Below are 20,361 nucleotides of genomic sequence, written 5' to 3' on the forward strand. Positions count from 1 at the left end.
GAGCCCTATCGCTGCCGCACCTGAAGCTTCCCGTATTGCGTGCGCGCAAAACGCCGCACCGCACGCCACATCTGCGGATAGCGGTAACCCGGCACGGCGAACAGCACCAGCGCGCAAAGCGCCTGCAAACCGCAGAACAGGAACGTGCCGCGATAGCTGAACGCCTGCACCAGCAAACCCGACAAAATGCCGGAGAGAATCGAGCCGACCCGCGCGGCATTGAAGAACAGCGCGGTCGCGCGGCCCGGCGAGTGCGGCATCAGATCCTGCACGTAGGTCATGCCGAGGCATGAGGTCACCGCGACGACGAATGCGTTAAGGATCTGCATCGGGATCAGCACGTGGACGTTCCCCGCCAGCGACATCGCGACGAAATACACGGCGTGAACCGCCGCGCAGGCGGCCAGCCAGTTGGGCTTGTGCAGCGTCGACGACTTCGCGCCGAGCGCGAGCATCATCGGAATTTCCGTCAAGGCACCAAGGCCGAGCATCACCGACACGTCGAGATGCGTGCCGTTCAGGCCGTGCACAATGTAGAGCGGCAGCACGATCATGGTGGCGTTCGCGGCGAGACCCAGCAAGGTGAGCGCGGCCACGGCCCGGCGAATGTCGTTCGGCGAGGCGACGCCCGGCAGGTCCTCGTGCGCCTCTTCGCCGGGCGCGGTCAGTGGCGGCACGGTGATTGAGGCCAATGGTTCCGATGCCGTGTCTTCCACCGTGTGATCGCCCAGATGGCCTTGCGGCTCCCGCATGCGCCAGACGATCGCCGCGCAGGCCGCGAAACTTGCCGCGGCGAACAGGAAAAGCCCATAAAAGCCGGCGCCGGCAAGCACCAGTGCGCCGACCGACGGACCGAACACCCACGCCGCCGACAGGATGGTCCGCAAGGTGGCGCTCGCGAACGCGCGCTCCGCGAGGTCCTGCACTGGCAGCGCCGCGCGGCTGAACGAGAACACCATCGAAATGGCCGAGCCGCCCGCGCCGATAAAGACAATGCCGACCGCCAGCAACAGCCGGTAGTCACGCACCACGCATAAACATAGATAGCCCAATGCGGCGGCCACCAGCGCCGCCAGCAGCAACGGCCGGTGCCGTCCGCTGGCATCGCTCCAGCGGCCGGCGACGGCGCTGGAGAGCACCCCGCTGGCGGCAATCAGCGTCATGAAGATGCCGAGCTTGAGCGGCGTCATGCCGGCGCGCTCGACGCCGAACAGCGACAGATAGGGAGCGGTGAACGACATCGCCACACCGAGCATGAGGGTGGCGGCGGCCAGCGGCTTGAAGCCAGGGATGCGCAGCAGGTCGAAAAAACGGGCGGTTTTCAAGCTACTTGCCCTCGCCCGCCGGCGGCACGACGACATATCCGCGCTGTTCGAGCGTCCAACGGTGCCACTGGTTGCCATAGACACCACAGGCAATGCCGAACAGCACGGACAGCACCAGTCCGATCGTGCCGACCGTTTCACCCCATAGGCCCGTGAAAAACAGCAGCGTATTGACCGCCAGCATGATGAACGTGGCAAACCACATTCTCTTCGACATGGCCCAGACGAAGCCCAACAGCAACGCGCCCCAACTGAAGCCTGTAGCAACCGCGACGGTTTCGTCCGTGCCGGGACGCTGAAGGTAGATCCTTTCTGCCATATTCTTTCCTGAACCCGATGATGCCGCTGGAGCGAATCATGACGTTTAACAGGTCACGCTGGCAAGACGATGGGCTTGTGCGAAATTTGCGCGACGACGCACGCCCTGCTCCCCTCACGGACGATTCCGCCCATTGCTGCTACTCTTTATCCAATCCACGCCCAGCAGGCGCTCCCGCGCAAGCGGACACCGCTGTCCGCGAAGGTAAAAAAGCACCGGAACACCCATGACGACCCAGACACCCTATTCCTCCCACGCCCCCTCCCGAGCCGAAGTCGACACCCTGCCGGGCGCCACGGTCATAGAATTCGGCACCAACTGGTGCGGCTACTGCCAGGGCGCGCAAGCCTCGATTGCTAAAGCCCTCGAACCCCATGCCGGCATCCGGCATCTCAAGGTCGAAGACGGCCCAGGCCGCCCGCTCGGGCGCTCCTTCAAGGTCAAACTCTGGCCCACGCTGGTCCTCATGCGCGACGGCGCCGAAGTCGCACGCATCGTGCGTCCGACCGATGCCACGGACATAGTCAAGGCTTTTGCTTCGCTCTAGCGAGACTTCGTCCGCAAACCGGACCAACGGGAGCACACCTCATGGACACCCGTAGCGAGCGGCAACGACGGCCTCGCCAGGCGTTTCGTCCAACTACGGTGCAGCGCGGGAAAAAGGTCTAGTCCCCAGGGTGAGCAGCGCCTGCGGCGAATCCGGCTTGCCGAGGTGGCTTTACGGTTCGCATGCCACCAGGGCGTGCAGCTCGTCGATATTGAAGGGTTTGGCGAGTATCGCTACGCCGAGCCGGCGCGCCCGTTCGAGTTCGTCGGCGTAGCCGGTCATCAGCGCGATCTTCTGCGCAGGCCACGCGCTGCGTACTTTCTCCGCGAAGTCGATGCCGTTGAGCTTGCCCGGCATCTGAATGTCGGACAGCACGAGTTCGAACTTCGCGCCGCCGGCCAACACGTCGAACGCCTGGTCGGCGGTTGGCTCGTGCCGCACTTCGCAGCCGAAGGTTTCCAGCACGGCGGCAACGCCCGCCGCCACGTCTTCGTTGTCTTCCACCAGCAGAACGTTGCCCTTTGAAGCCGGCGCCGGCTGTTGCGCCGTGTCCACGTCCGGCGTCAACGCTTTCTGCCGCTCCCGATAACGCGGCAAATAAAGTCTGACCGTCGTGCCGCGGCCGAGCACGCTGTCGATTTTGGCCGTGCCGCCAGCCTGTTCGCACATGGCGAGGACCTGGGCGAGGCCGAGGCCGGTGCCCGAGCCGCGCAGCTTGGTGGTAAACAGCGGCTCGAACGCGCGACGGGTGACGGCTTCGGGCATGCCCTCGCCGTCGTCGGAGCAGGCAATCAGCACATATTCGCCGTCGGGCAGCAAGGTGTCGCTGCCCACCAGACGGTTATTCTGGCAACGGATCACGAAGCGGCCGCCGTGCGGCATCGCGTCGCGCGCGTTGACCGCCAGATTCATGATCGCGAATTCAAGGTCGGTCGGGTCGGCCAGCACCTGCCAGACGTTGTCGACCATGTTGAAGGCCATTTCGATGTTGTCGCCGAGCGCCGCGTCGATCAGCGGCGCCGCGCTCGGCAGCCAGGTGGCGAGGTTGAGCCGTTCCTGCTTGAGCGGCTGCTTCTTCGCCACGCTCAGGAGCTGCCGCGTCAGCGATTCCGCTGAGGCGGTGGCGCGCTCAATGGCTTGCACCTCTTTTTCCAGCTTGTTATAGCGCTTCAAACGCGCCAGTTCGGTGTTAGCCGACACCACCATCAGCAGATTGTTGAAGTCGTGCGCGACATTGGCGACGAGATTGCCGAGCGCGCCCATGCGCTGCAATTGCCGGCTCGACGCCTCCGCGGAAAGACGCATGGCCACTTCGCCTTGCCAGCGCTCCCACGCGCGGCGCTCGCCGGCGAGCCGGCGCAACGAGAAAAACACCAGCAGCCAGATCGCCACACAAGGCACCGCGGCGATCGCCGCGATCGCCATGAAGTGCTGGCGCCACGCGCCGCCGATCGAAGCAGTCTCATACGCGCTCACGACATAGAGCGGATAATCGCCGACCCGGCGAAACGCCAGTAGCCGTTCAACGCCGTCGACCGTGGAAGTCAGACGGATGTGACCGAATAGCTGCTGGTCGCGCAATGCCGCGACGAACGCGCTATGCCGGGTGGGCCTGGCGCCGGCCGGCCACGTCGGATAACGCACCAGCAGACTGCCGTCCTGGCGGTACAGCCCTAACGAAAGCGACGTATCGCCATTCGTCAGCTCACGGTAGAAGCGCAAAAAGTACTCGGTGCGCAGCGCCACGGACACCACGCCGAGAAACTGCCCGTTCTCGCCTGAGCGGCCGGTCGCGGTGTTGAACACATTGGTCTGCGACAGCGACCCGAACATGGGCTGGGAGAAATACGGCTGCGGCCGCATCGCTTTCGCGGCAATGAAGTCTTCGCGTTGACGCGTCGACATGACGGGCGCCGGATAAGTGCGGCTCGACGCCAGCAAATCGCCGTTCACGCCAAGCAGGTAGATCGACGCGACCTGCGGAAAGTCGCCGCCGATTTGCCGCAAACGGTCGTGCAATCCGGCTTCCTGCGCGCGGATCTGCGCGTCGTCGTCATTACCGAGCAGGTCGACAATGCGCGAGGCCATCTGCTGGTTGAGGTCCAGCACCTTGACAGCCTGTTCTTCGGTCACGCGCGCGAGCCGGTCGATCATGTCGTTCGCATCGGCAATCCGGCGCTGGTAATCAAAGTATCCATAACCCGCGAGGCAGGCCAGAGGAAACACAATCGAAACGGCGAGCACGATCAGAAGCACGCGTCGCGTTGCCGCGAAATTACGCGACGGCATGGGGAAATCGACTGCGACACGCTCCGCACGTTGCACGGTCACGATCTCCATGAAAGATGAGGACAGGTCGGGGCGGCGATGCACAACGCGCCCCACTTTGTTCGTGCGCTATTTCCTTTCCCGGAATTTACCGCACTTCTGCCGTTCTCCCTAGCGCGCCGGCGCATTGTCACTTCTTCGGTGCTTCGGCCACCGGCCTGCTTTCTATCGGCGGCGCTTCCTTCTCGATCTCATCGCGTGCCTGCTCCCAATACTCGTCAGGTCACGTTCACGCTGGGCGTTCGCTTTCATCAGTGGTCAGTTGTTCTTCCAGGCGATCAAACACGCGCCGCGTCGCATGGCTCGGCGCGTCAAGTGCGAACAGCAGCAATGAACGGCCGGTTACCTGATACGCGTCGCCGGCGCTGAATTGAGGCAGCCCGGCGCGCACCGGCATGTTCGTATCCAGCAGACAAGTCCACTGGTCGCCCTCGGGAATGTCGGGCAGCGTGAAATTGACCACGTCGTGATGGGCATTCAGCACCAGCAGCAACGTCGCATCGGAGGCGGGGCGTCGAATGCCGCTCGCCTGAGCGCGCCCGTCAATCACAAACCCGAAGCAGCGCATCGACGGATCGTCCCACTGTTCCTGCGAAAGATCGGTGCCGTCTGGCGAAAGCCAGCGCGCGTCGGTCACGTCGAGCGCCTCGTTGTATTCGCCAGTCAGAAAGCGTCCGCGGCGCAGTACCGGCAGACGATGGCGCAACGTGGTCAGATTCTTGACGAACTCGGTCAGCGCGCGTCCATCGTCGTCGATGCCGTCCCAATCGACCCAGCTGATCTCGTTGTCCTGGCAATATGCATTGTTATTGCCCTTCTGCGTGCGGCCGAATTCGTCGCCCGCGAGCATCATCGGCGTGCCTTGCGAGAGCAGCAGCGTGGCCAGCAGATTGCGTTTCTGGCGCTCGCGTTGCTCACGGATATCCGCATCGTCGCTTGGGCCTTCGACGCCCATGTTCCATGATTTGTTGTCCGAATGACCGTCCTTGTTGTCTTCGCCGTTGGCCTCGTTATGCTTGTCGTTGTACGACACCAGATCGTTGAGCGTGAAGCCGTCATGCGCGCAGATGAAATTGACGCTCGCCCACGGACGCCGCCCACGACGATTGAACCTGTCGCCCGAACCGGTCAAACGTGTCGCGAGATCGGCGACCTTGCCTTCGTCGCCCTTCCAGTATTCGCGCACCGTGTCGCGGAAGCGGTCGTTCCATTCCGCCCAGCCTGGCGGAAAGCCGCCCACCTGATAGCCGCCGGGTCCGCAGTCCCACGGCTCGGCAACCAGCCGCACGCTCGAAAGCACCGGATCCTGCCGGCAGCTGTCGAGGAACCCGCCGCCTTCGTCGAACCCGTGCGGCTCGCGGCCAAGAATCGTGGCGAGGTCGAAACGGAAACCGTCGACTTTCATTTCCGTTACCCAGTAGCGCAGGCTGTCGGTCACCATCTGCAGCACGCGTGGATGGGACAGATTGAGCGTGTTGCCGGTGCCGGTATCGTTGATGTAATAGCGTGGCTCATCGGGCATCAGCCGATAGTAGGATGCATTGTCGATGCCTTTGAAGGAAATCGTCGGACCGCGCTCGTTGCCTTCGGCGGTGTGGTTGTAGACCACGTCGAGAATGACTTCGAGGTTGGCGCTATGAAAGCGGTCCACCATGTCCTTGAATTCGCCAACCGGGTTGGTCGAAGACGCGAAGAAGCGCGGATCGGCCGCGAAGAACCCGATCGTGTTGTAGCCCCAGTAGTTGGTGAGACCTTTGTCGAGCAGATAGCTGTCGTTGACGAAGGTCTGAACCGGCAACAATTGGACTGATGTGACGCCGAGGCCTTTGATGTAGTCGACCACGACGGGCTGGCCGAGACCTGCGAAGGTGCCGCGCAAATTCTCCGGCACTTCAGGATGACGTTGGGTAAAACCGCGCACATGGGTCTCATAGAAGATCGCGCGCTCCCAGGGCAGCGCGTTGCGTTCCGGATGACGCCACGAAAAGTTGGCGTCGACCACCTCGCACTTCGGCACGAAGGGCGCGCTGTCGCGTTCGTCGAATGACAGGTCGCCGTCTTCCGAATCGAGCGTATACCCGAATATTTCCGGCGCCCACTTGAGCTCGCCGATATGCGCCTTGGCGTAGGGATCGAGCAGGAGTTTGTTCGGATTGAAGCGATGTCCTTGTTCCGGTTCATAGGGACCGTGAACCCGATAGCCGTACACCGCTCCCGGTTTCAGATTCGGCACGAACACGTGCCAGACCTCGTCGGTGTACTCCGGCAGTTCGATGCGTTCGATTTCCGTCGCGCCGGTGTCATCGAACAGACAGAGTTCGACCTTCGTTGCATGCGCTGAGAACAGCGCGAAATTGACACCGCTTCCGTTCCACGTCGCACCAAGCGGGAAAGGCGTGCCTTCCGCGATGCGCGTCGAGTAGCTGGACTGGGATGACATTGGGATTCCTGTGGAAGCCGAGGATGCCGGCACACGTGTTTGAAATGTGCAAGCTCGCCGGTTCAGCAAATTCCGGACCCAGGCGTTGCGCTCAGCACAAGGCCCCCTCAGGCAATCTCAACGCCTCAAGATTTTCAACCGATTTTCAACCGTTACGCCATTTTTACGGCGGTGCGATCGCATGCAGCGCGGCGGCCGACTCGAGCACGCGCAAGAGGCGCTCCGGCGTCAGGGGTTTGGCACAATGCGCGTCGAAACCCGCTGCCTTGGCACGCGCCCGGTCTTCGCGCGAAGCAAAAGCCGTACAGGCCACCAGCAGCATGTGCGAAGTCAATGGGTCGGCCCGCAGGCGACGAGCCAGTTCGAGGCCATCGAGGCCGGGCATCTTGATGTCGAGCAGAACGGCGAACGGCTGCCACTCGCAGGCCATGCCGCAAACGGCGAACGGGTCCAGCAACGCGCGGCACTCGAAACCGTCAGCATTCAGGAGCATCTGCAAAGCTTCGGCCGCTTCCTGGTAATCGTCGACCACGAGCACGCGCCGGTTTGATGCCATCGCATACTGAATAGGCCGCCAGACCACGACGTCGTCGTTCTCGTCCATTCTGTTGTCGAACGTCACCATTTTCTCCCTGGCTTCTTCCGGGTGCCGTTCTGGCGCACCGAGGCATCTGCGTGCAAGATTCGCTCCCACCGCGCGGCGAGCGCTTATCGCTCGCCAGGCATTCGCTTCGGTTTTCGCCACGCCGCGCACGATTCGCCGCCACACACGCGCTACCCCACCACCATAGCTCACTGAGCGTCGCGCCGCTTCCTGATTTATGCCGTCTTGACTCCTCCCGATACATCGTGTGCAAGCACGAGATATTGCGTCGAAATATGGATAAAACGCACTTCCACCGTGCATGCCGCCCCTGGCGCGTGCATTGCGCAGGACTTCGTGTTCACCCCGACATCATCAGCCGCTGTATACGGACGGATATAGTCACTGCGAGTTCGGGAAAACACGCAAACGTCAGTTGAATGCAAACGCGACATCTGTCGGAAAAAGGCGGCACCGCGTTAAGGATTCCTGCTTACGGGTTATCCCGCGAAATCGTTGATGAACTCGTTCAACATGGCCAGTCGATCCGCGAGAATTGCAGCGGGTATTGAGCCGGCAATCGCCGAAAACTTCAGGCCATGCTCGATGATCACGTGCCCTTCACCCGCGCAATCTGCTGCTTCGCCGCGTCATACACGTGCTCGACCGTGAAGCCGAACTTCTTCTTCAGGTCGGCGAAGGGCGCGGACGCGCCGAACGTATGCATCACCACCTGCGCGCCGAGCCGCCCGACATAGCGGTCCCAACCAAGCGACGCCGCCTGTTCGACCGCGACTCGCGCGTCCACTTCGGGTGGCAGCACGGCGTCCCGATATGCCTCGTCCTGGCGCTCGAAGATATCCCACGACGGCATCGACACCACCCGTGCCGCGATCCCTTCGCTCCTGAGCTTCTCGTAGGCCTCGACGCACAGCGACAGTTCGCTGCCCGTGGCGAGCAGGATCACCTCGGGCTTCTGCCCGTCAGGCGCATCGGCGAGCACATAAGCGCCCTTCTGCACGCCCTTGGCCGACGCATAGCGCGTGCGGTCCAGGGTCGGCAACGCCTGACGCGACACGACAATGCATGACGGCCGCCGCGCCTGCGACATCGCCACGCGCCAGGCCTCGGCGACTTCGTTGGCGTCGCCAGGACGCAGCACGGTCAGCCCCGGCACGCCGCGCAGCGAGGCCAGTTGCTCGATCGGCTGATGGGTCGGCCCATCCTCCCCGACGCCAATCGAATCGTGCGTGAACACGTAGATGGCCGGCACTTCCATGATCGCGGAAAGGCGAATCGGCGGCTTCATGTAGTCGCTGAAAATCAGGAAGGTCGAACCGAACGGCCGCAGATTCGACAACGCGAGGCCATTCACCGCCGCACCCATGCCGTGCTCGCGAATCCCGAAGTGAAGGTTGCAGCCGCCATAGTTGTCGTGTTCGAAGCTGCCCGCGCCTTCGAACTTCAGATTGGTCTTGGTGGACGGCGCGAGATCGGCCGCGCCGCCGATCATCCAGGGCACGCGCGCGGCAATCGCATTGAGCACCTTGCCCGACGAGTCGCGCGAGGCGATGCCCTTCGGGTCCGCATCGAACGTGGGGATGTCGCTGTCCCAGCCCGCGGGCAACGCATGCGCTTCCATCTGCGCGAATTCGCGCGACAGTTCCGGGTATTTCGCGATGTACGCGTCGTACTTCGCCTGCCATGCCTCGTGCGCCGTCTTGCCGCGCGCACCGATGCCCTGCGCGAAGCGTTCGTGCACGCCGTCCGGGACATAGAAGAACTTGTCCTCGGGCCAGCCATAGAACTTCTTGGTAAGCGCGACTTCCTCGACACCGAGCGCTTCGCCGTGCGCGGCAGAAGTATCCTGCTTGTGCGGCGCCCCCCAGCCGATAATGCTGTGGACCACGATCAGCGTCGGCCTGTCCGTGATGCTTTTCGCTTCGACCAACGCGGCTTCCAGCGCCGCGGCGTCGTTCGCGTCGCTCACATGCAAGGTGTGCCAGTTGTAACCGCGAAAGCGGCTTTCCACATCGTCGCTATACGCGAGATCGGTGTGCCCTTCAATCGTCACGCGGTTACTGTCGTAGATCCAGATCAGATTCGACAGCTTCAGATGCCCTGCGAGCGACGCCGCTTCGTGCGAGATGCCCTCCATCATGTCGCCGTCGCCGCATAGCGCGTAGACGCGGTAATCGAACAGCGGTGCGTCCGGCTTGTTGAAGTGGCTTTCGTACCAGCGCGACGCCATCGCCATGCCGACGCTATTGCCCAGCCCCTGGCCGAGCGGCCCGGTGGTCGTTTCCACGCCGGTGGTCAGACGGTATTCGGGGTGGCCCGGCGTGTTGCTGCCGAGCTGGCGGAAATGTTCGATATCGTCGAGCGAGACGGCGGGCGAACCGGTCGGCTTACCGTCGTCGTCCACGGCCTTTACATTCGCCAGATGCAGCAGCGAGTACAGCAGCATCGACGCATGCCCCACCGAGAGCACGAAGCGGTCGCGGTTCGACCACAGCGGCTCGTCCGGATCATAGCGAAGATGGTTTTGCCACAGATGATAGGCGACCGGCGCCAGTGCCATCGGCGTGCCGGGGTGACCGGAATTGGCCTTTTGCACAGCGTCCATCGATAGCGTGCGAATCGTGTTGATGCATAGCTGATCGAGGGCAGGATCGTTTTGCATGGGACACTCCTTGTTCGGCGGTTGGGAACTTCGCCGCGACGCGCTGTATCGGCGTGGCCGGCGAACCGTGTTCGCGTGGAAGAACGTGGAAAGAACGCATGAGGACCGCAAGGCTCATCGATAATGCGCCGATGCGCGCAAAACTGCACGGCGCTTTACGTCCGGCGCCATGGTGTTCCGTGGATCGGAGACCGCCCTTTCAAGCGGCTTGCAGTCTCGATGGCGATTCCGCGCCATTTGCCATGCATCGGTTTAACTGCTTCAGCGCATGGGCTCCCCCATCGGGGCAAGCACGCCAGACCGGTCCGCTCCAATCAGGGGAAATACCAAACGGCCATCGATTTCTGTTCGAAGCCTATGTGGTGTGACCCCAGCAGGTTCGCCCGCCGATACCGGCGCGCACCGAATGTTGCAAACCGGCGACAGACAAATTAAATCAATACATGAATTATTTTTGCGGAAATATCATCGCCCCCCGCAAGGACATAGCTCATGACCCGTGGCCACGGCCAACACGGGCGGCTTGCCTATCAAATATCAAATATACAAGGGGAAAACCTCGATGAAGAAAACCATCAGCGCCATCGGCGGAGCATTGATTGCTCTCGCGGCTCAATCCGCTTTCGCGCAAAACTCGGTCACGCTGTACGGCATTGTCGACACGAGCGTGCGCTACCTCACCAACGCGAACGCGAACAACGACAGTCAGGTGTCGATGGGCGTCGGCCCGATCACCGGCAGTCGCTGGGGCCTGAAAGGGAGCGAGGACCTGGGCGGCGGCCTGTCCGCGGTGTTCCGGCTTGAAAACGGCTTCAACCTCTGGAACGGCCAGCTCGCGAGCTCGGGCACCCTGTTCAATCGGATGGCCTATGTTGGGCTGTCGAGCAACCAGTACGGCACCGTCACCATGGGCCGCCAGAATACGCCGCTGTTCGACCAGCTCGGTAACGTCTACGACCCGCTGACCGTCGGCAACTACGATCAGGATGGCTGGCTGCCCGGCGCACTCGGCTACGGCTTGCGCCAGAATAACTCCGTCAAGTACAACGGCCAGTTCGGCGGCCTGAACGTCGAGGGCATGTACAGCTTTGGCGGCGTGGCCGGCAGCACCGGCGCGAACAATATGTACGGCTTGACCGCGTCCTATACGTACGGTGGCCTGTCGTTCGATGCCGGCTACCAGCAGAACAGCGATGCGCATAACAACAAGTTCAAGGTCGTCAACGTCGGCGCTGTCTATGCGTTCAGCACGATCAAGGCCTATGCAGGCTGGCTGCATGCGCAGGACAACACCGGTATCGTCGACCTCTACATGGCGGCCGCGAACTCGCCGGCGGCCAATTTTGCGGCGCCTGTTACGAATACCAACCGCATTGACGATGGCTTCTACGTCGGTACCACCTGGCAGGTGACGGCTCCGCTGTTGCTGACCGCAGCGGGCTACTACGATCATGCCCGCAATGCGCTGGACGCCAACGACACCACGCTCGGCCGCGGCGTCCGCTACTCGGCCGTGCTGCTCGCCGAGTACTCGCTGTCCAAGCGCACCGAAGTGTATGGCACGGTCGATTTCATCCGCGGAACCGGCGCGGCGACTGCGGACTTCCCTGGCCGCAACAACCAGACCGGCGTTGCAGTCGGCCTGCGCAACATCTTCTGATGCGTGCTGCCCGGTTTGCCGCCGGGCTTCGCACTGACCTGACGACGGTGCGCACTGCAAGGTGCGCACCGTTTTTTCGTGGCGCGCCCAGCATGGGCGCATTCGTGAACAGCCTGCTGTCTTGCCGAAGTTGCCGCCGGACGTGCCGTTAAAGCTGCGTTAAAGCTGCGTTAAAACTGATGCAGCATCCCGACATACGCGCCGGTTTGCGACTCGCCCGCGAGCGGACTCGTGTTATTGGCAGCATCGCGTGGCGACGCTTCAAGCGAGAAATTCGAGTTGCTGCCGTTGCGCACGTAGCCCACCGTGCTGTACACGAAGGTGCGCTTCGAGAGGTTATAGGTGGTGCCGAGCACGTACATCATCGCGTGGCCGGACGGGTCGTGCGCGGCATCGCCGCCGCCGTCGCCGACCTTGATGTAGAAGCCGCCCGCCGTCACGGCCCAGCGTGGCTGGACGTTGTACGTGGCGCCGAGCCAGTAGTGATCGGCACTGTCGGCCACGCCCGCCGGCGAATCCGGCGCCGCGTAATGCGTATACGCGCCCTGGATCTTCACCGCGTCGAAATGCACATTCGCACCGACGAAATATTCGCGCGAGCTCTGGAAGACATTGCTCAGGCGGCCGTTGCTGTCGCGCAGTTCATCGTAGATGCCACGCACGTCGAAGAGCGGCGAGTGGTACGTCAGCATGATGCCGTCGGAGCGGCCGAACTCGCCCGGCGCGCCGCTGTTGAACGCGCCTGCCTGATTGCCGAAGGCGTATTGCGCCTGCACGTCGAAGCCCCACAACACCGGGCTGTGATACTCGACGTTGTTGCTGGTCTGTTGCCAGTTGCGTCCGCGCACGAGCGATGCCGACGAAAATGCCTCCTGCACGAACGGGTCGAACTCCCACACCCCGTCGCTATCGATGAACAGATTGCGCCCGGCTTGCAGCGTGCCCCACTGGCCGCTCTTCAAACCGACGAACGCACGCCGTGACCACAACCGTCCGCCACCGGTGGTGCCGTTCATGACTTGCAGACCGGTTTCCAGATTGAAGATCGCATTCAGCCCGCCGCCCAGATCTTCATTGCCTTTCAGGCCCAGCATGCTGGTGCCCCAATCGCCGCCTTCAGCACTCCAACGGCTTGAACTGCCGCCTGCGCCATTGTCGATGTGATTCAGATATTCCACGCCGCCGTCGAGACGGCCATATAACGTCACGCTGGTTTGACCATATGCCAGAGGACTTGCCACCGCGAGAGCAGCCATTAATTTTGTATGTAGTCTCATTGTTTTTGCCGTCAGTTTCTTCTGTCGAGATAATGGGCAAAGCCGACTGCCTAAGACTCAAAACTACTCGCCGCGTCACACCGCGCCCCAAAAGAAACCCCTGTCGGGAAGATCGAAAGCTACTCACGATAAGATAGTCGGTCATTTGGCCTTAGCCAAATCGAAGCGCATTGTTCGTTATTTGACCATTCACGATTCACCATTTGCCACTTGCCATGAAAGCGCCTGAACTGAGCGAAGACGAAAACCTTGGCCTTTACCAGCGCGCGACCGAAACCGGCGCGGAATGGTGGCGCGTCAGTGTGGCGGACCGGCCGGAAAACTATCGGCTCGAGCATGGGGTCGATGAAGGCAACGGCACCGGATCGGTCGATATCGATCTGGTGGTCGACGCAGAAAACCTGCGTGCGAAGCTCAAGAAGTGGCGCCGCGAGGGCTTTGCGATCGATACGCCCGATGTCCCGGACGGAGCGGGCACCGTAGAACGGGTGGCCTTCATGCCGGAGTTGCAGCGCGTTGCGGCGCGGGCCTCGGCGGCGAAGCGCCATCCGCAGGTAGAGGGCTCGGGCGAAACCGTGCGCATCGGTCATGTCGACGTGCCTTGCGGCGTCGACAATCCGCTCGTGCCGCGCGTCAATCCGGCCTATGTGTTCTCCGAGCGCTTTAACGACATTGTCGAAGATATCGTGGAGAACCGGCGCGTCATGCTGATCGGTCACACCGGCGCGGGCAAGACCAGCCTGATCGAACAGGTCGCCGCGCGCTCGCATCACGGGGTGTTGCGCTCGAACATGAATGGGCAAACCACCGTCGGCGATTTTGTCGGCTTCTGGACGGTCAAGAGCGGCGAGACGATCTGGGTGGACGGCGTGCTGCCCACGGCGATGCGCGAAGGCTTCTGGCTGATCGTCGACGAAATCGATTTCGCCGAACCGTCAATCCTGGCCGCCCTCACTGCCGTGCTCGAACCGCACGGCCGCCTCGTGCTGAAAGAAAAAGGCAATGAGATCGTCGCGCCGCATCCCGCGTTCCGGCTGTTCGCTACCGCGAATGCGGTCGGTGCGATGAGCCAGTTCCGTCATCTGTATCAGGGCGCGAATCTGATGAACGAGGCGTTTCTCGATCGCTGGCGGGTCTACATGCTGGACTATCTGACGCCCGCCGAAGAAGCCGACGTGCTGATGCGCACCCTCGCCCCGCATATGACACGCGCGCTCGCCATCACGCTCGCCGCGATTGCCGCCGACTGCCGCGCGGCGTTCGCCCGCGAAGACCTGTCGAGCGCATTCTCCACGCGGCGCCTGCTCGACTGGGCCGAACTGATGCTGCGCACCGGCGACCCCGAACGCGCCGCCGGTCCTGCGATTTACGCGAAGGTCAGTCCGGAAGATGCGGCGTTGATTCGCGGCATCGTTCGCCATCACATTGCGCCGGCCGCCTGACGGTAAGTGAGCACAATGAGTGAGCGCAATGAGTGAGCGCAATGAGTGAGCACAATGAGTGAGCACATTAAACCAGCACCATGAGCGCCATGCACCCAACGCGCGACACGCGAGGCTTCGCGTTCGAATCGACGCTCGGCAAAGTGGCGCGCGTGCTGACCGGGCAGTACGGCGTGACGGTCGCCTTCAGTCCGGATGGGCCGCGCGTCGAACCCGGCCGCATCGTGATTCCCGACTATGAGTTGAGCGGCGGCGTCGAGCGCGACGTGCTGATCGGCTATCTGGATCTGCTGGTGGCGCGCGCCAAGCACTCGTCGCTCGCGCAAATGGACGCGCTGCCTGCCGGCGTGGCGGCGAATCTCGCGCAGGTGATCGAGGACCGCCGCGTCTGCGCACAACTACTCGACGAGTATCCGGGCGCGCGCTGGTTCATCGGCAAACTGCGTGTGCATGCCGCCGAACACGCGCGGCAGCGCTGGCCGAAGCTGCATTGGCGCGACCGGCTGGTCTGGCTGGCGGAGCGCGCGTTGTGGGACGAACAGCCGACCCGGACCGAAGCGAGCCATTCGCTGCTGGCCGCGTTGCACGCCGCGCAGGATCTGTTGGACGAAGCGCGGCGCAGCCGTTCGACCGCGCATAGCATTGCGGCAGCACAGGCCCTGGTGGCGCGCGTGCGGGCTTTGTCGGCGGGCGAAGTCAACAGCATGGTGTTCACCGCGGATCCGGTTGAAGACCTCGACACGGAAACCGCCGCGGCTTCGTCCGCGCCGTTCAATGATGACGACACGGCACGCCCCGACCAGGACAACGCGGCCTCACCGCCGTCCGACAAAAGCGCCGGCGCGCAAGCGGAGAATGCGGTGGGCATGGGGCAATCGCTAGCCGATGCGCAGGCGCCATCGGCACGTTCCGAAGGTGACGCCAATACGGCGTCAGACTCGACTCGCGCACGACTATCGATTCCGCTCGCCACCGAATTCGACGAAATCGCCGACCTCACCGGTCAGGGCGACAGCGCGACATGGCGCGAGCTTCGCGCGCAGGCCCGCGCGGATACCGCGCCGCTCAAGGAAAAACTCGAACGCGCGCTGAGCGCCGACGAACGCACCCGTTGGCGCCGCGAGCAGGAGCGCGGCGAAATCGACCGCACCGCGCTGGCGAAGCTCGCCACTTCGCCCGGTTACCGTACGCCGTTTCGCACGCAGCGGGCGGCCAAAGGGCGCGACGTCGCCGTAACCTTGCTGATCGATCGCAGCGGTTCGATGGCCGGACGCAAGATCGAACTCGCGCGCCTATGCGCGACCGCGCTGTGCGATGCGCTGACGCAGTTGTCGTTCGACTGCGAAGTGCTCGGCTATTGCTCACTCGAATCCGCGCCGATGAAGCAACTGTATGAACGGCAACTGGCGGCCGGGACGGATTTGCGGCGCTATAACCGCTTCATGGAGCGGCTCGATCTGAAAGTCTACAAACGCTTTGGTGCGACGGATCTGAGCGGCATCGCCAGGATCGATTGCGGTCACGAGAATCCGGACGGCGAGGCGTTGGCCTGGGCCGCGACGCGGCTCGCGGATCATCAGGCCGAACGGCGCATCCTGATCGTGTTCTCAGACGGCTATCCGTCAACCGGCGACGGCGACCCGCAGGTGCTGCGCCACGATCTGCGCGAACGCGTCGCGGCGATCCAGAAACGTGGCATCGAACTGGTAGGGATCGGCGTGCTGACCGATGCGGTGGAGGATTTCTATCCGCACAATGTGGTGGTGAGCCGTCTTGCGGAATTGCCGTCGACGGTGTTTTCGGTGTTGAGTTCGATGCTGCTGACGCGCTAGCACATCAACACGCATTCAACGGAATCATCAGATAGCGCACGCCATTCGCCTCGCTCTACACCAATTTGGGTTCGAACGGATACTGGTCACGTGCGCGACAAACAGCGGCGCGCGGATGGCGCGCGCGGCCTCGCGCAGATTGCGGTCGCTCCATGCGGGCTGGACGCTGCGGTAGCGACCTCGAATAGACCAGCGCGCCGCCGTTCGCTATTTGACCACGGGTTGCATCTGTGCGATCGGAATCAGGAACTCCGAAAAACCGGTCAGGATAATCTGCACGCCGATGCACAGCAGCAGGAACGACGAGACCCGCATCGCGACCTTGGTGCCGTCCACGCCGAGATACTTGGCGAAAACCACGGCCCGGCTGTAGATCAGATACACGGTGGCCGCCACCAGGATCGAGATCACTACCGACGCGATGCTCGACAGCACGAATGCCGAGAGCTTATGCGTGCGGTTCGCGGTCAACGCGATCGCAGTGGCGATCGAACCCGGCCCGGTGGTGAGTGGCATGGTGAGGGGGAAGAACGCCTTCGACATGGCGTTATCCGAATCCACACGCTTGACTGCCGGCTGCTCGGCCGGTTGCGTGTCGGGCGCATTGAGCATCTGCCAGCCGCCGACGGCGACCGCGAGGCCCCCGCCGATCCGCAACGCCTCGATGGAAATGCCGAAGAAATGAAGGATCGGGGTGCCGACAAAGAATGCGACGAGCATCACGCACATGACGTTGAAGGCGATTTTCTTGGCAAGCGCCGTACGGTCTTCCGTGGTGAGCGATGCAGTCCGGTCGAGAAAGACGAACGCCATGCCGATTGGGTTGATGATGCTGATCAGCCCGGTGAAGCCAAACAGGATATCCGAGATCAGACTTTCGACCATATGCGATCCGTTTCGGGCAGCGGCTCGGGCGGGCTGATTGACTGACTGGCCGCCGGAGCGCCGCGCTGAGTTGATGTGCTGGACGCCTTCGCCGCTGCCCAGATTGATGCTCGCGTTGCGTGGGTCAGATGATATCGCGGCGCGGCACGCAAATCGGTAAAAAAAGGGGGCGATGCAAGCCCGTCGCGGCGTTGCACCGCAGCAGAGGAGCGCCGAAAGATGCGCGCGCAACTTTCGGAAAGCCTACATTTTTTTGACTTCCTTTACGTACTCAAAGCATCGGGCATACAGTCTTCAGCGAAGCCGCACTTTCAACGAGACGTACTTACCGGTTCGAGGAGTTGCCCCATGTTGCTTCGTGTACTCGCCGCGCTGCCGTTCGTCGGCATTCTGCTCGGTGTCCCGTTAGTGAATCGTGTCGAGCCGCTGGTGCTCGGCATGCCGTTCGTGCTGGCCTGGATCGTCATGTGGGTGGTGCTGAGTTCGATCATCATGGCGATCGTCTATCGTCTGGACCCGAGCAACCGTCAGCTCGCCGTGGAAGGCGAGGAGGTCCGATCATGAGCGCACTCGTCATCATTGCGGCCATTACGCTGTTTGCGCTGTACCTGGGCGTGCGCGCGCGGCGCGGCCACGACATGAGTCTTGAACAGTGGACCGTGGGCGGCCGCAGTTTCGGCACCGCGTTCGTGTTTCTGCTCATGGCGGGCGAGATCTACACGACCTTCACCTTCCTCGGCGGCAGCGGCTTTGCGTACGGCAAGGGCGCGCCGGTCTACTACATTCTTGCCTACGGCACGCTCGCGTACATCCTCTCATACTGGATGCTGCCGCCCATCTGGCGTTATGCGAAAAATCACCACCTCGTCTCGCAGCCGCACTTCTTCGCACGCAAATACGACAGCCCGGCGCTCGGCACGCTCGTCGCGCTGGTCGGCGTGGCCGCGCTGATTCCGTACCTCGTGCTGCAGCTCAAGGGCCTTGGCATCATTGTGGCGACTGCCTCGTATGGCGTGATTTCCTCGACGGCCGCCATCTGGATCGGCGCCGCGGTGGTGACGTCTTACGTGACCATCTCCGGCGTGCGCGGCTCCGCGTGGAATTCGGTGGTGAAAGATACGCTGATTCTGGCGATCGTGCTGTTCCTCGGCATCTATTTGCCGTTGCACTACTACGGTGGCCTGGGCGCGATGTTCCACGCCATCGATGCCGCGCGCCCGGGTTTCCTGACCTTCCCGGCCAAGGGTTCGAGCGTGACCTGGTTCCAGTCGACTGTGCTCCTGACCGCGCTGGGCTTCTTCATGTGGCCGCACACATTCGGTTCGATTTTCACGGCGAAGGACGAGCGCATTTTCCGGCGTAACGCGATGGTGCTGCCGCTGTATCAGCTCATTCTGCTGTTCGTGTTCTTCGTGGGCTTTGCGGCGACGCTAAAGGTGCCGGGCCTGAAGGGTGGCGACATCGACCTGTCGCTGTTCCGCCTGTCGTTGCAGACTTTCGACCCGTGGTTCGTCGGCGTGATCGGCGCGGCGGGGATTCTGACGGCGCTGGTGCCGGGATCGATGATCCTGACGTCGGCGTCGACGCTGCTTGCCAACGACGTGTATCGCGGCATGGTGAGCCGCAAGGCGTCGGATGCGACGGTGGCCAACCTCGCGCGCTTCCTGGTGCCGGTGGTGGCGCTGGTGGCCGTCGGTTTTACGCTGCACGGCGGCGAGACGATCGTGGCGTTGCTGTTGATGGGCTACAGCTTTGTGACCCAGCTGTTTCCTGCGGTGATCTGCAGTTTGCTGCCGCATAGCCGGGCGACCAAGTACGGCGCGTTCTGCGGGATTCTGACCGGCGTTGCCGTGGTGACCCTGACGACCACCCTGCATCTGAGTGTTGGGCAGTTGATGCCGTTTTTGCCCGACGCGCTAAAGGACGTCAATATCGGCTTCCTGGCATTGGCCGTGAACATCATTGTTTTTGCTGCGGTGAGCGCTGCGACGCAGCCGCGGCCGGTCGAGCAGACGCACGCACCGGTGCATTGAGGTTTTCTTCGTATCGTTGTCACCGGCGTGGCGGAGCGTGGTTTGCAAATCACGCTCCGCCAGGTCATGCGCTGCGGCGCGCACATCAGGAAAGGCCATTAGTTCGCTCGCGTGCCGACGATCAACATGCCGCGTGAAAGTCCACTCACGTTATCGACCGCCAGGGCGCCTGCGTACAGTTGCGTGACCGGCACCCACACCGCTGGATACTTGTAGCGCGCCACATCGAGAAGCAGCGCGCTATCGCTTTCGGCGTCGTATGCGGCAAGTGGCGACCAATGGCCGCCACCTGCTTCGCCTATCTCCATCCGCCTGAAGTTCAATAGCGCAAAGCGGTCGCTGTGACCCGTCGTGTCACGAACCAGATCGCGAAACTGATCGAGCGTCAGATCGCTGGCATGGAATGTCCTCACCTCGACAGGAAATGCGCGCAGGGCCGCGCTGAGCTGGGCGAGCGTCATGCCTTCTTTGGACACCTGCGCGGCATTGGCCACTTGCGGATCGACGCTGCGAAAGAAATCCTCTTGCGAGAAATAGGGAAAGTCCGGGTACAGGGTCGACTCGGGACGGCGGATGCCCAGTGCATTGAGCGCCATTACCGAAGTCGCGACTGAACAGTAGGCCTGGTTGCGCTGCGTTTCGAAGTACTGCGAGAGCGGCCAGTACGACTGCTTACGAGTGGTGGCCATCAAGCGCTGCTGGCCTGCCGGTTGCGTCAATGCAATGAGGTTTGGAGGAACGGGCAGCGGCCCATCGGCTGGGCGCGCTGTGCCCAAAGCAGGAGCCTGCTGCGAACCCTGACGCGAGGTTTGATCCGCGGCTTGATTGGCAGCCGGTGCCAGCGGCGCACAGGCTGCCAGCGTCGCCATCAGTGCAGCAAGGATCCACTCAGGCCGGCTTACGCGCCCCACGGCGCGCATCAACGAATATCTGGTCATAAACCCTTCCGCTGCGGATGAATTCGGAACGACTTCGGTTGTGCCGACGTATCCCACTCCCAATCGGCA

Annotated in this window: 15 protein-coding genes and 1 pseudogene; 6 read left to right on the top strand and 10 right to left on the bottom strand. The window is 62.6% G+C overall.

The features are described from left to right. Positions 1-5: 5 nt before the first annotated feature. Entirely contained in the window at positions 6-1,361 is a 1,356-nt protein-coding gene (locus tag P3T22_RS23485) for a sugar efflux transporter (RefSeq protein ID WP_429326275.1), read from the bottom strand. Continuing rightward, positions 1,327-1,644 carry a DUF2628 domain-containing protein gene (locus P3T22_RS23490; protein ID WP_063499200.1) on the bottom strand — a complete coding sequence of 106 codons (318 nt, stop codon included), beginning with the start codon at positions 1,642-1,644 and terminating at the stop codon, positions 1,327-1,329. The genes P3T22_RS23485 and P3T22_RS23490 overlap by 35 nt, the downstream gene beginning before the upstream one ends. A gap of 226 nt (positions 1,645-1,870) precedes the next feature. Here P3T22_RS23490 and P3T22_RS23495 point away from each other — a divergent pair, with 226 nt between their 5' ends. Then, positions 1,871-2,191 (top strand): thioredoxin family protein, encoded by a 321-nt coding sequence (locus tag P3T22_RS23495; protein WP_429326276.1) that lies wholly within the window; start codon positions 1,871-1,873, stop codon positions 2,189-2,191. A gap of 171 nt (positions 2,192-2,362) precedes the next feature. On the opposite strand, the gene P3T22_RS23500 is transcribed toward P3T22_RS23495, so the two are convergent. The 4 genes from P3T22_RS23500 to tkt all read right to left on the bottom strand — a co-directional run bounded on the left by P3T22_RS23500 (position 2,363) and on the right by tkt (position 10,225). Beyond that, a complete protein-coding gene (locus tag P3T22_RS23500; RefSeq protein WP_181448472.1) occupies positions 2,363-4,516 on the bottom strand; it encodes a hybrid sensor histidine kinase/response regulator in 2,154 nt (717 codons plus the stop codon). Positions 4,517-4,748: 232 nt separating this feature from the next. Beyond that, entirely contained in the window at positions 4,749-6,959 is a 2,211-nt protein-coding gene (gene glgX / locus P3T22_RS23505; RefSeq protein WP_429326277.1) for a glycogen debranching protein GlgX, read from the bottom strand. 163 nt (positions 6,960-7,122) lie between these two features. Continuing rightward, positions 7,123-7,581: a response regulator gene (locus tag P3T22_RS23510; RefSeq protein ID WP_420488521.1), complete on the bottom strand. Its 459-nt coding sequence runs from the start codon at positions 7,579-7,581 to the stop codon at positions 7,123-7,125. A gap of 571 nt (positions 7,582-8,152) precedes the next feature. Next, positions 8,153-10,225: a transketolase gene (tkt, locus tag P3T22_RS23515; RefSeq protein WP_429326278.1), complete on the bottom strand. Its 2,073-nt coding sequence runs from the start codon at positions 10,223-10,225 to the stop codon at positions 8,153-8,155. A gap of 562 nt (positions 10,226-10,787) precedes the next feature. Here tkt and P3T22_RS23520 point away from each other — a divergent pair. After that, positions 10,788-11,885 carry a porin gene (locus tag P3T22_RS23520; RefSeq protein WP_429326279.1) on the top strand — a complete coding sequence of 366 codons (1,098 nt, stop codon included), beginning with the start codon at positions 10,788-10,790 and terminating at the stop codon, positions 11,883-11,885. Between the two features lie 170 nt (positions 11,886-12,055). On the opposite strand, the gene P3T22_RS23525 is transcribed toward P3T22_RS23520, so the two are convergent. Then, complete coding sequence (locus P3T22_RS23525; protein WP_063499206.1) at positions 12,056-13,141, bottom strand: porin; 1,086 nt, start codon at positions 13,139-13,141, stop codon at positions 12,056-12,058. Positions 13,142-13,377: 236 nt separating this feature from the next. Here P3T22_RS23525 and P3T22_RS23530 point away from each other — a divergent pair, with 236 nt between their 5' ends. Together P3T22_RS23530 and P3T22_RS23535 are read left to right on the top strand one after the other, a co-directional pair. Next, entirely contained in the window at positions 13,378-14,604 is a 1,227-nt protein-coding gene (locus P3T22_RS23530; protein WP_429326280.1) for an AAA family ATPase, read from the top strand. Between the two features lie 80 nt (positions 14,605-14,684). Continuing rightward, positions 14,685-16,436, top strand: a complete 1,752-nt coding sequence (locus P3T22_RS23535) for a cobaltochelatase CobT-related protein (protein ID WP_429326281.1) — start codon at positions 14,685-14,687, stop codon at positions 16,434-16,436. Between the two features lie 66 nt (positions 16,437-16,502). Here the strand turns inward: P3T22_RS23535 and P3T22_RS23540 are convergent. Both P3T22_RS23540 and P3T22_RS23545 read right to left on the bottom strand, forming a co-directional pair. Beyond that, positions 16,503-16,613 (bottom strand): annotated as a pseudogene (locus P3T22_RS23540) (class II glutamine amidotransferase); the annotation flags it as partial. A 30-nt stretch (positions 16,614-16,643) separates the two neighbouring features. Further along, positions 16,644-17,321 carry a MarC family protein gene (locus P3T22_RS23545; RefSeq protein WP_063500731.1) on the bottom strand — a complete coding sequence of 226 codons (678 nt, stop codon included), beginning with the start codon at positions 17,319-17,321 and terminating at the stop codon, positions 16,644-16,646. Positions 17,322-17,669: 348 nt separating this feature from the next. On the opposite strand from P3T22_RS23545, the gene P3T22_RS23550 reads away from it, so the two are divergent. Beyond that, on the top strand, positions 17,670-17,885 hold the full coding sequence (locus P3T22_RS23550) for a DUF3311 domain-containing protein (protein ID WP_063499209.1): 216 nt from the start codon (positions 17,670-17,672) through the stop codon (positions 17,883-17,885). Continuing rightward, positions 17,882-19,354 (top strand): sodium:solute symporter family protein, encoded by a 1,473-nt coding sequence (locus tag P3T22_RS23555; protein ID WP_063499210.1) that lies wholly within the window; start codon positions 17,882-17,884, stop codon positions 19,352-19,354. The genes P3T22_RS23550 and P3T22_RS23555 overlap by 4 nt, the downstream gene beginning before the upstream one ends. Positions 19,355-19,452: 98 nt before the next feature. On the opposite strand, the gene P3T22_RS23560 is transcribed toward P3T22_RS23555, so the two are convergent. Continuing rightward, the gene (locus P3T22_RS23560; RefSeq protein WP_429326282.1) at positions 19,453-20,292 is read right to left on the bottom strand and encodes a phytochelatin synthase family protein; all 840 of its coding nucleotides are present in this window, start codon (positions 20,290-20,292) and stop codon (positions 19,453-19,455) included. Between the last annotated feature and the right edge of the window lie 69 nt (positions 20,293-20,361).

It is taken from the genome of Paraburkholderia sp. GAS348 (genome assembly GCF_050434205.1).
In the GTDB taxonomy this organism is placed as follows: Bacteria; Pseudomonadota; Gammaproteobacteria; order Burkholderiales; family Burkholderiaceae; genus Paraburkholderia.

What these genes read in the sequence shown, in the direction of transcription:
- P3T22_RS23495 (WP_429326276.1), top strand. Translation starts at nt 1,871, where the DNA reads ATGACGACCCAGACACCCTATTCCTCCCACGCCCCCTCCCGAGCCGAA.
- P3T22_RS23555 (WP_063499210.1), top strand. Translation starts at nt 17,882, where the DNA reads ATGAGCGCACTCGTCATCATTGCGGCCATTACGCTGTTTGCGCTGTAC.
- P3T22_RS23485 (WP_429326275.1), bottom strand. Translation starts at nt 1,361, where the DNA reads ATGTCGTCGTGCCGCCGGCGGGCGAGGGCAAGTAGCTTGAAAACCGCC.
- P3T22_RS23545 (WP_063500731.1), bottom strand. Translation starts at nt 17,321, where the DNA reads ATGGTCGAAAGTCTGATCTCGGATATCCTGTTTGGCTTCACCGGGCTG.
- P3T22_RS23550 (WP_063499209.1), top strand. Translation starts at nt 17,670, where the DNA reads ATGTTGCTTCGTGTACTCGCCGCGCTGCCGTTCGTCGGCATTCTGCTC.
- P3T22_RS23520 (WP_429326279.1), top strand. Translation starts at nt 10,788, where the DNA reads ATGAAGAAAACCATCAGCGCCATCGGCGGAGCATTGATTGCTCTCGCG.
- P3T22_RS23560 (WP_429326282.1), bottom strand. Translation starts at nt 20,292, where the DNA reads ATGACCAGATATTCGTTGATGCGCGCCGTGGGGCGCGTAAGCCGGCCT.
- tkt (WP_429326278.1), bottom strand. Translation starts at nt 10,225, where the DNA reads ATGCAAAACGATCCTGCCCTCGATCAGCTATGCATCAACACGATTCGC.
- glgX (WP_429326277.1), bottom strand. Translation starts at nt 6,959, where the DNA reads ATGTCATCCCAGTCCAGCTACTCGACGCGCATCGCGGAAGGCACGCCT.
- P3T22_RS23530 (WP_429326280.1), top strand. Translation starts at nt 13,378, where the DNA reads ATGAAAGCGCCTGAACTGAGCGAAGACGAAAACCTTGGCCTTTACCAG.
- P3T22_RS23535 (WP_429326281.1), top strand. Translation starts at nt 14,685, where the DNA reads ATGAGCGCCATGCACCCAACGCGCGACACGCGAGGCTTCGCGTTCGAA.
- P3T22_RS23490 (WP_063499200.1), bottom strand. Translation starts at nt 1,644, where the DNA reads ATGGCAGAAAGGATCTACCTTCAGCGTCCCGGCACGGACGAAACCGTC.
- P3T22_RS23525 (WP_063499206.1), bottom strand. Translation starts at nt 13,141, where the DNA reads ATGGCTGCTCTCGCGGTGGCAAGTCCTCTGGCATATGGTCAAACCAGC.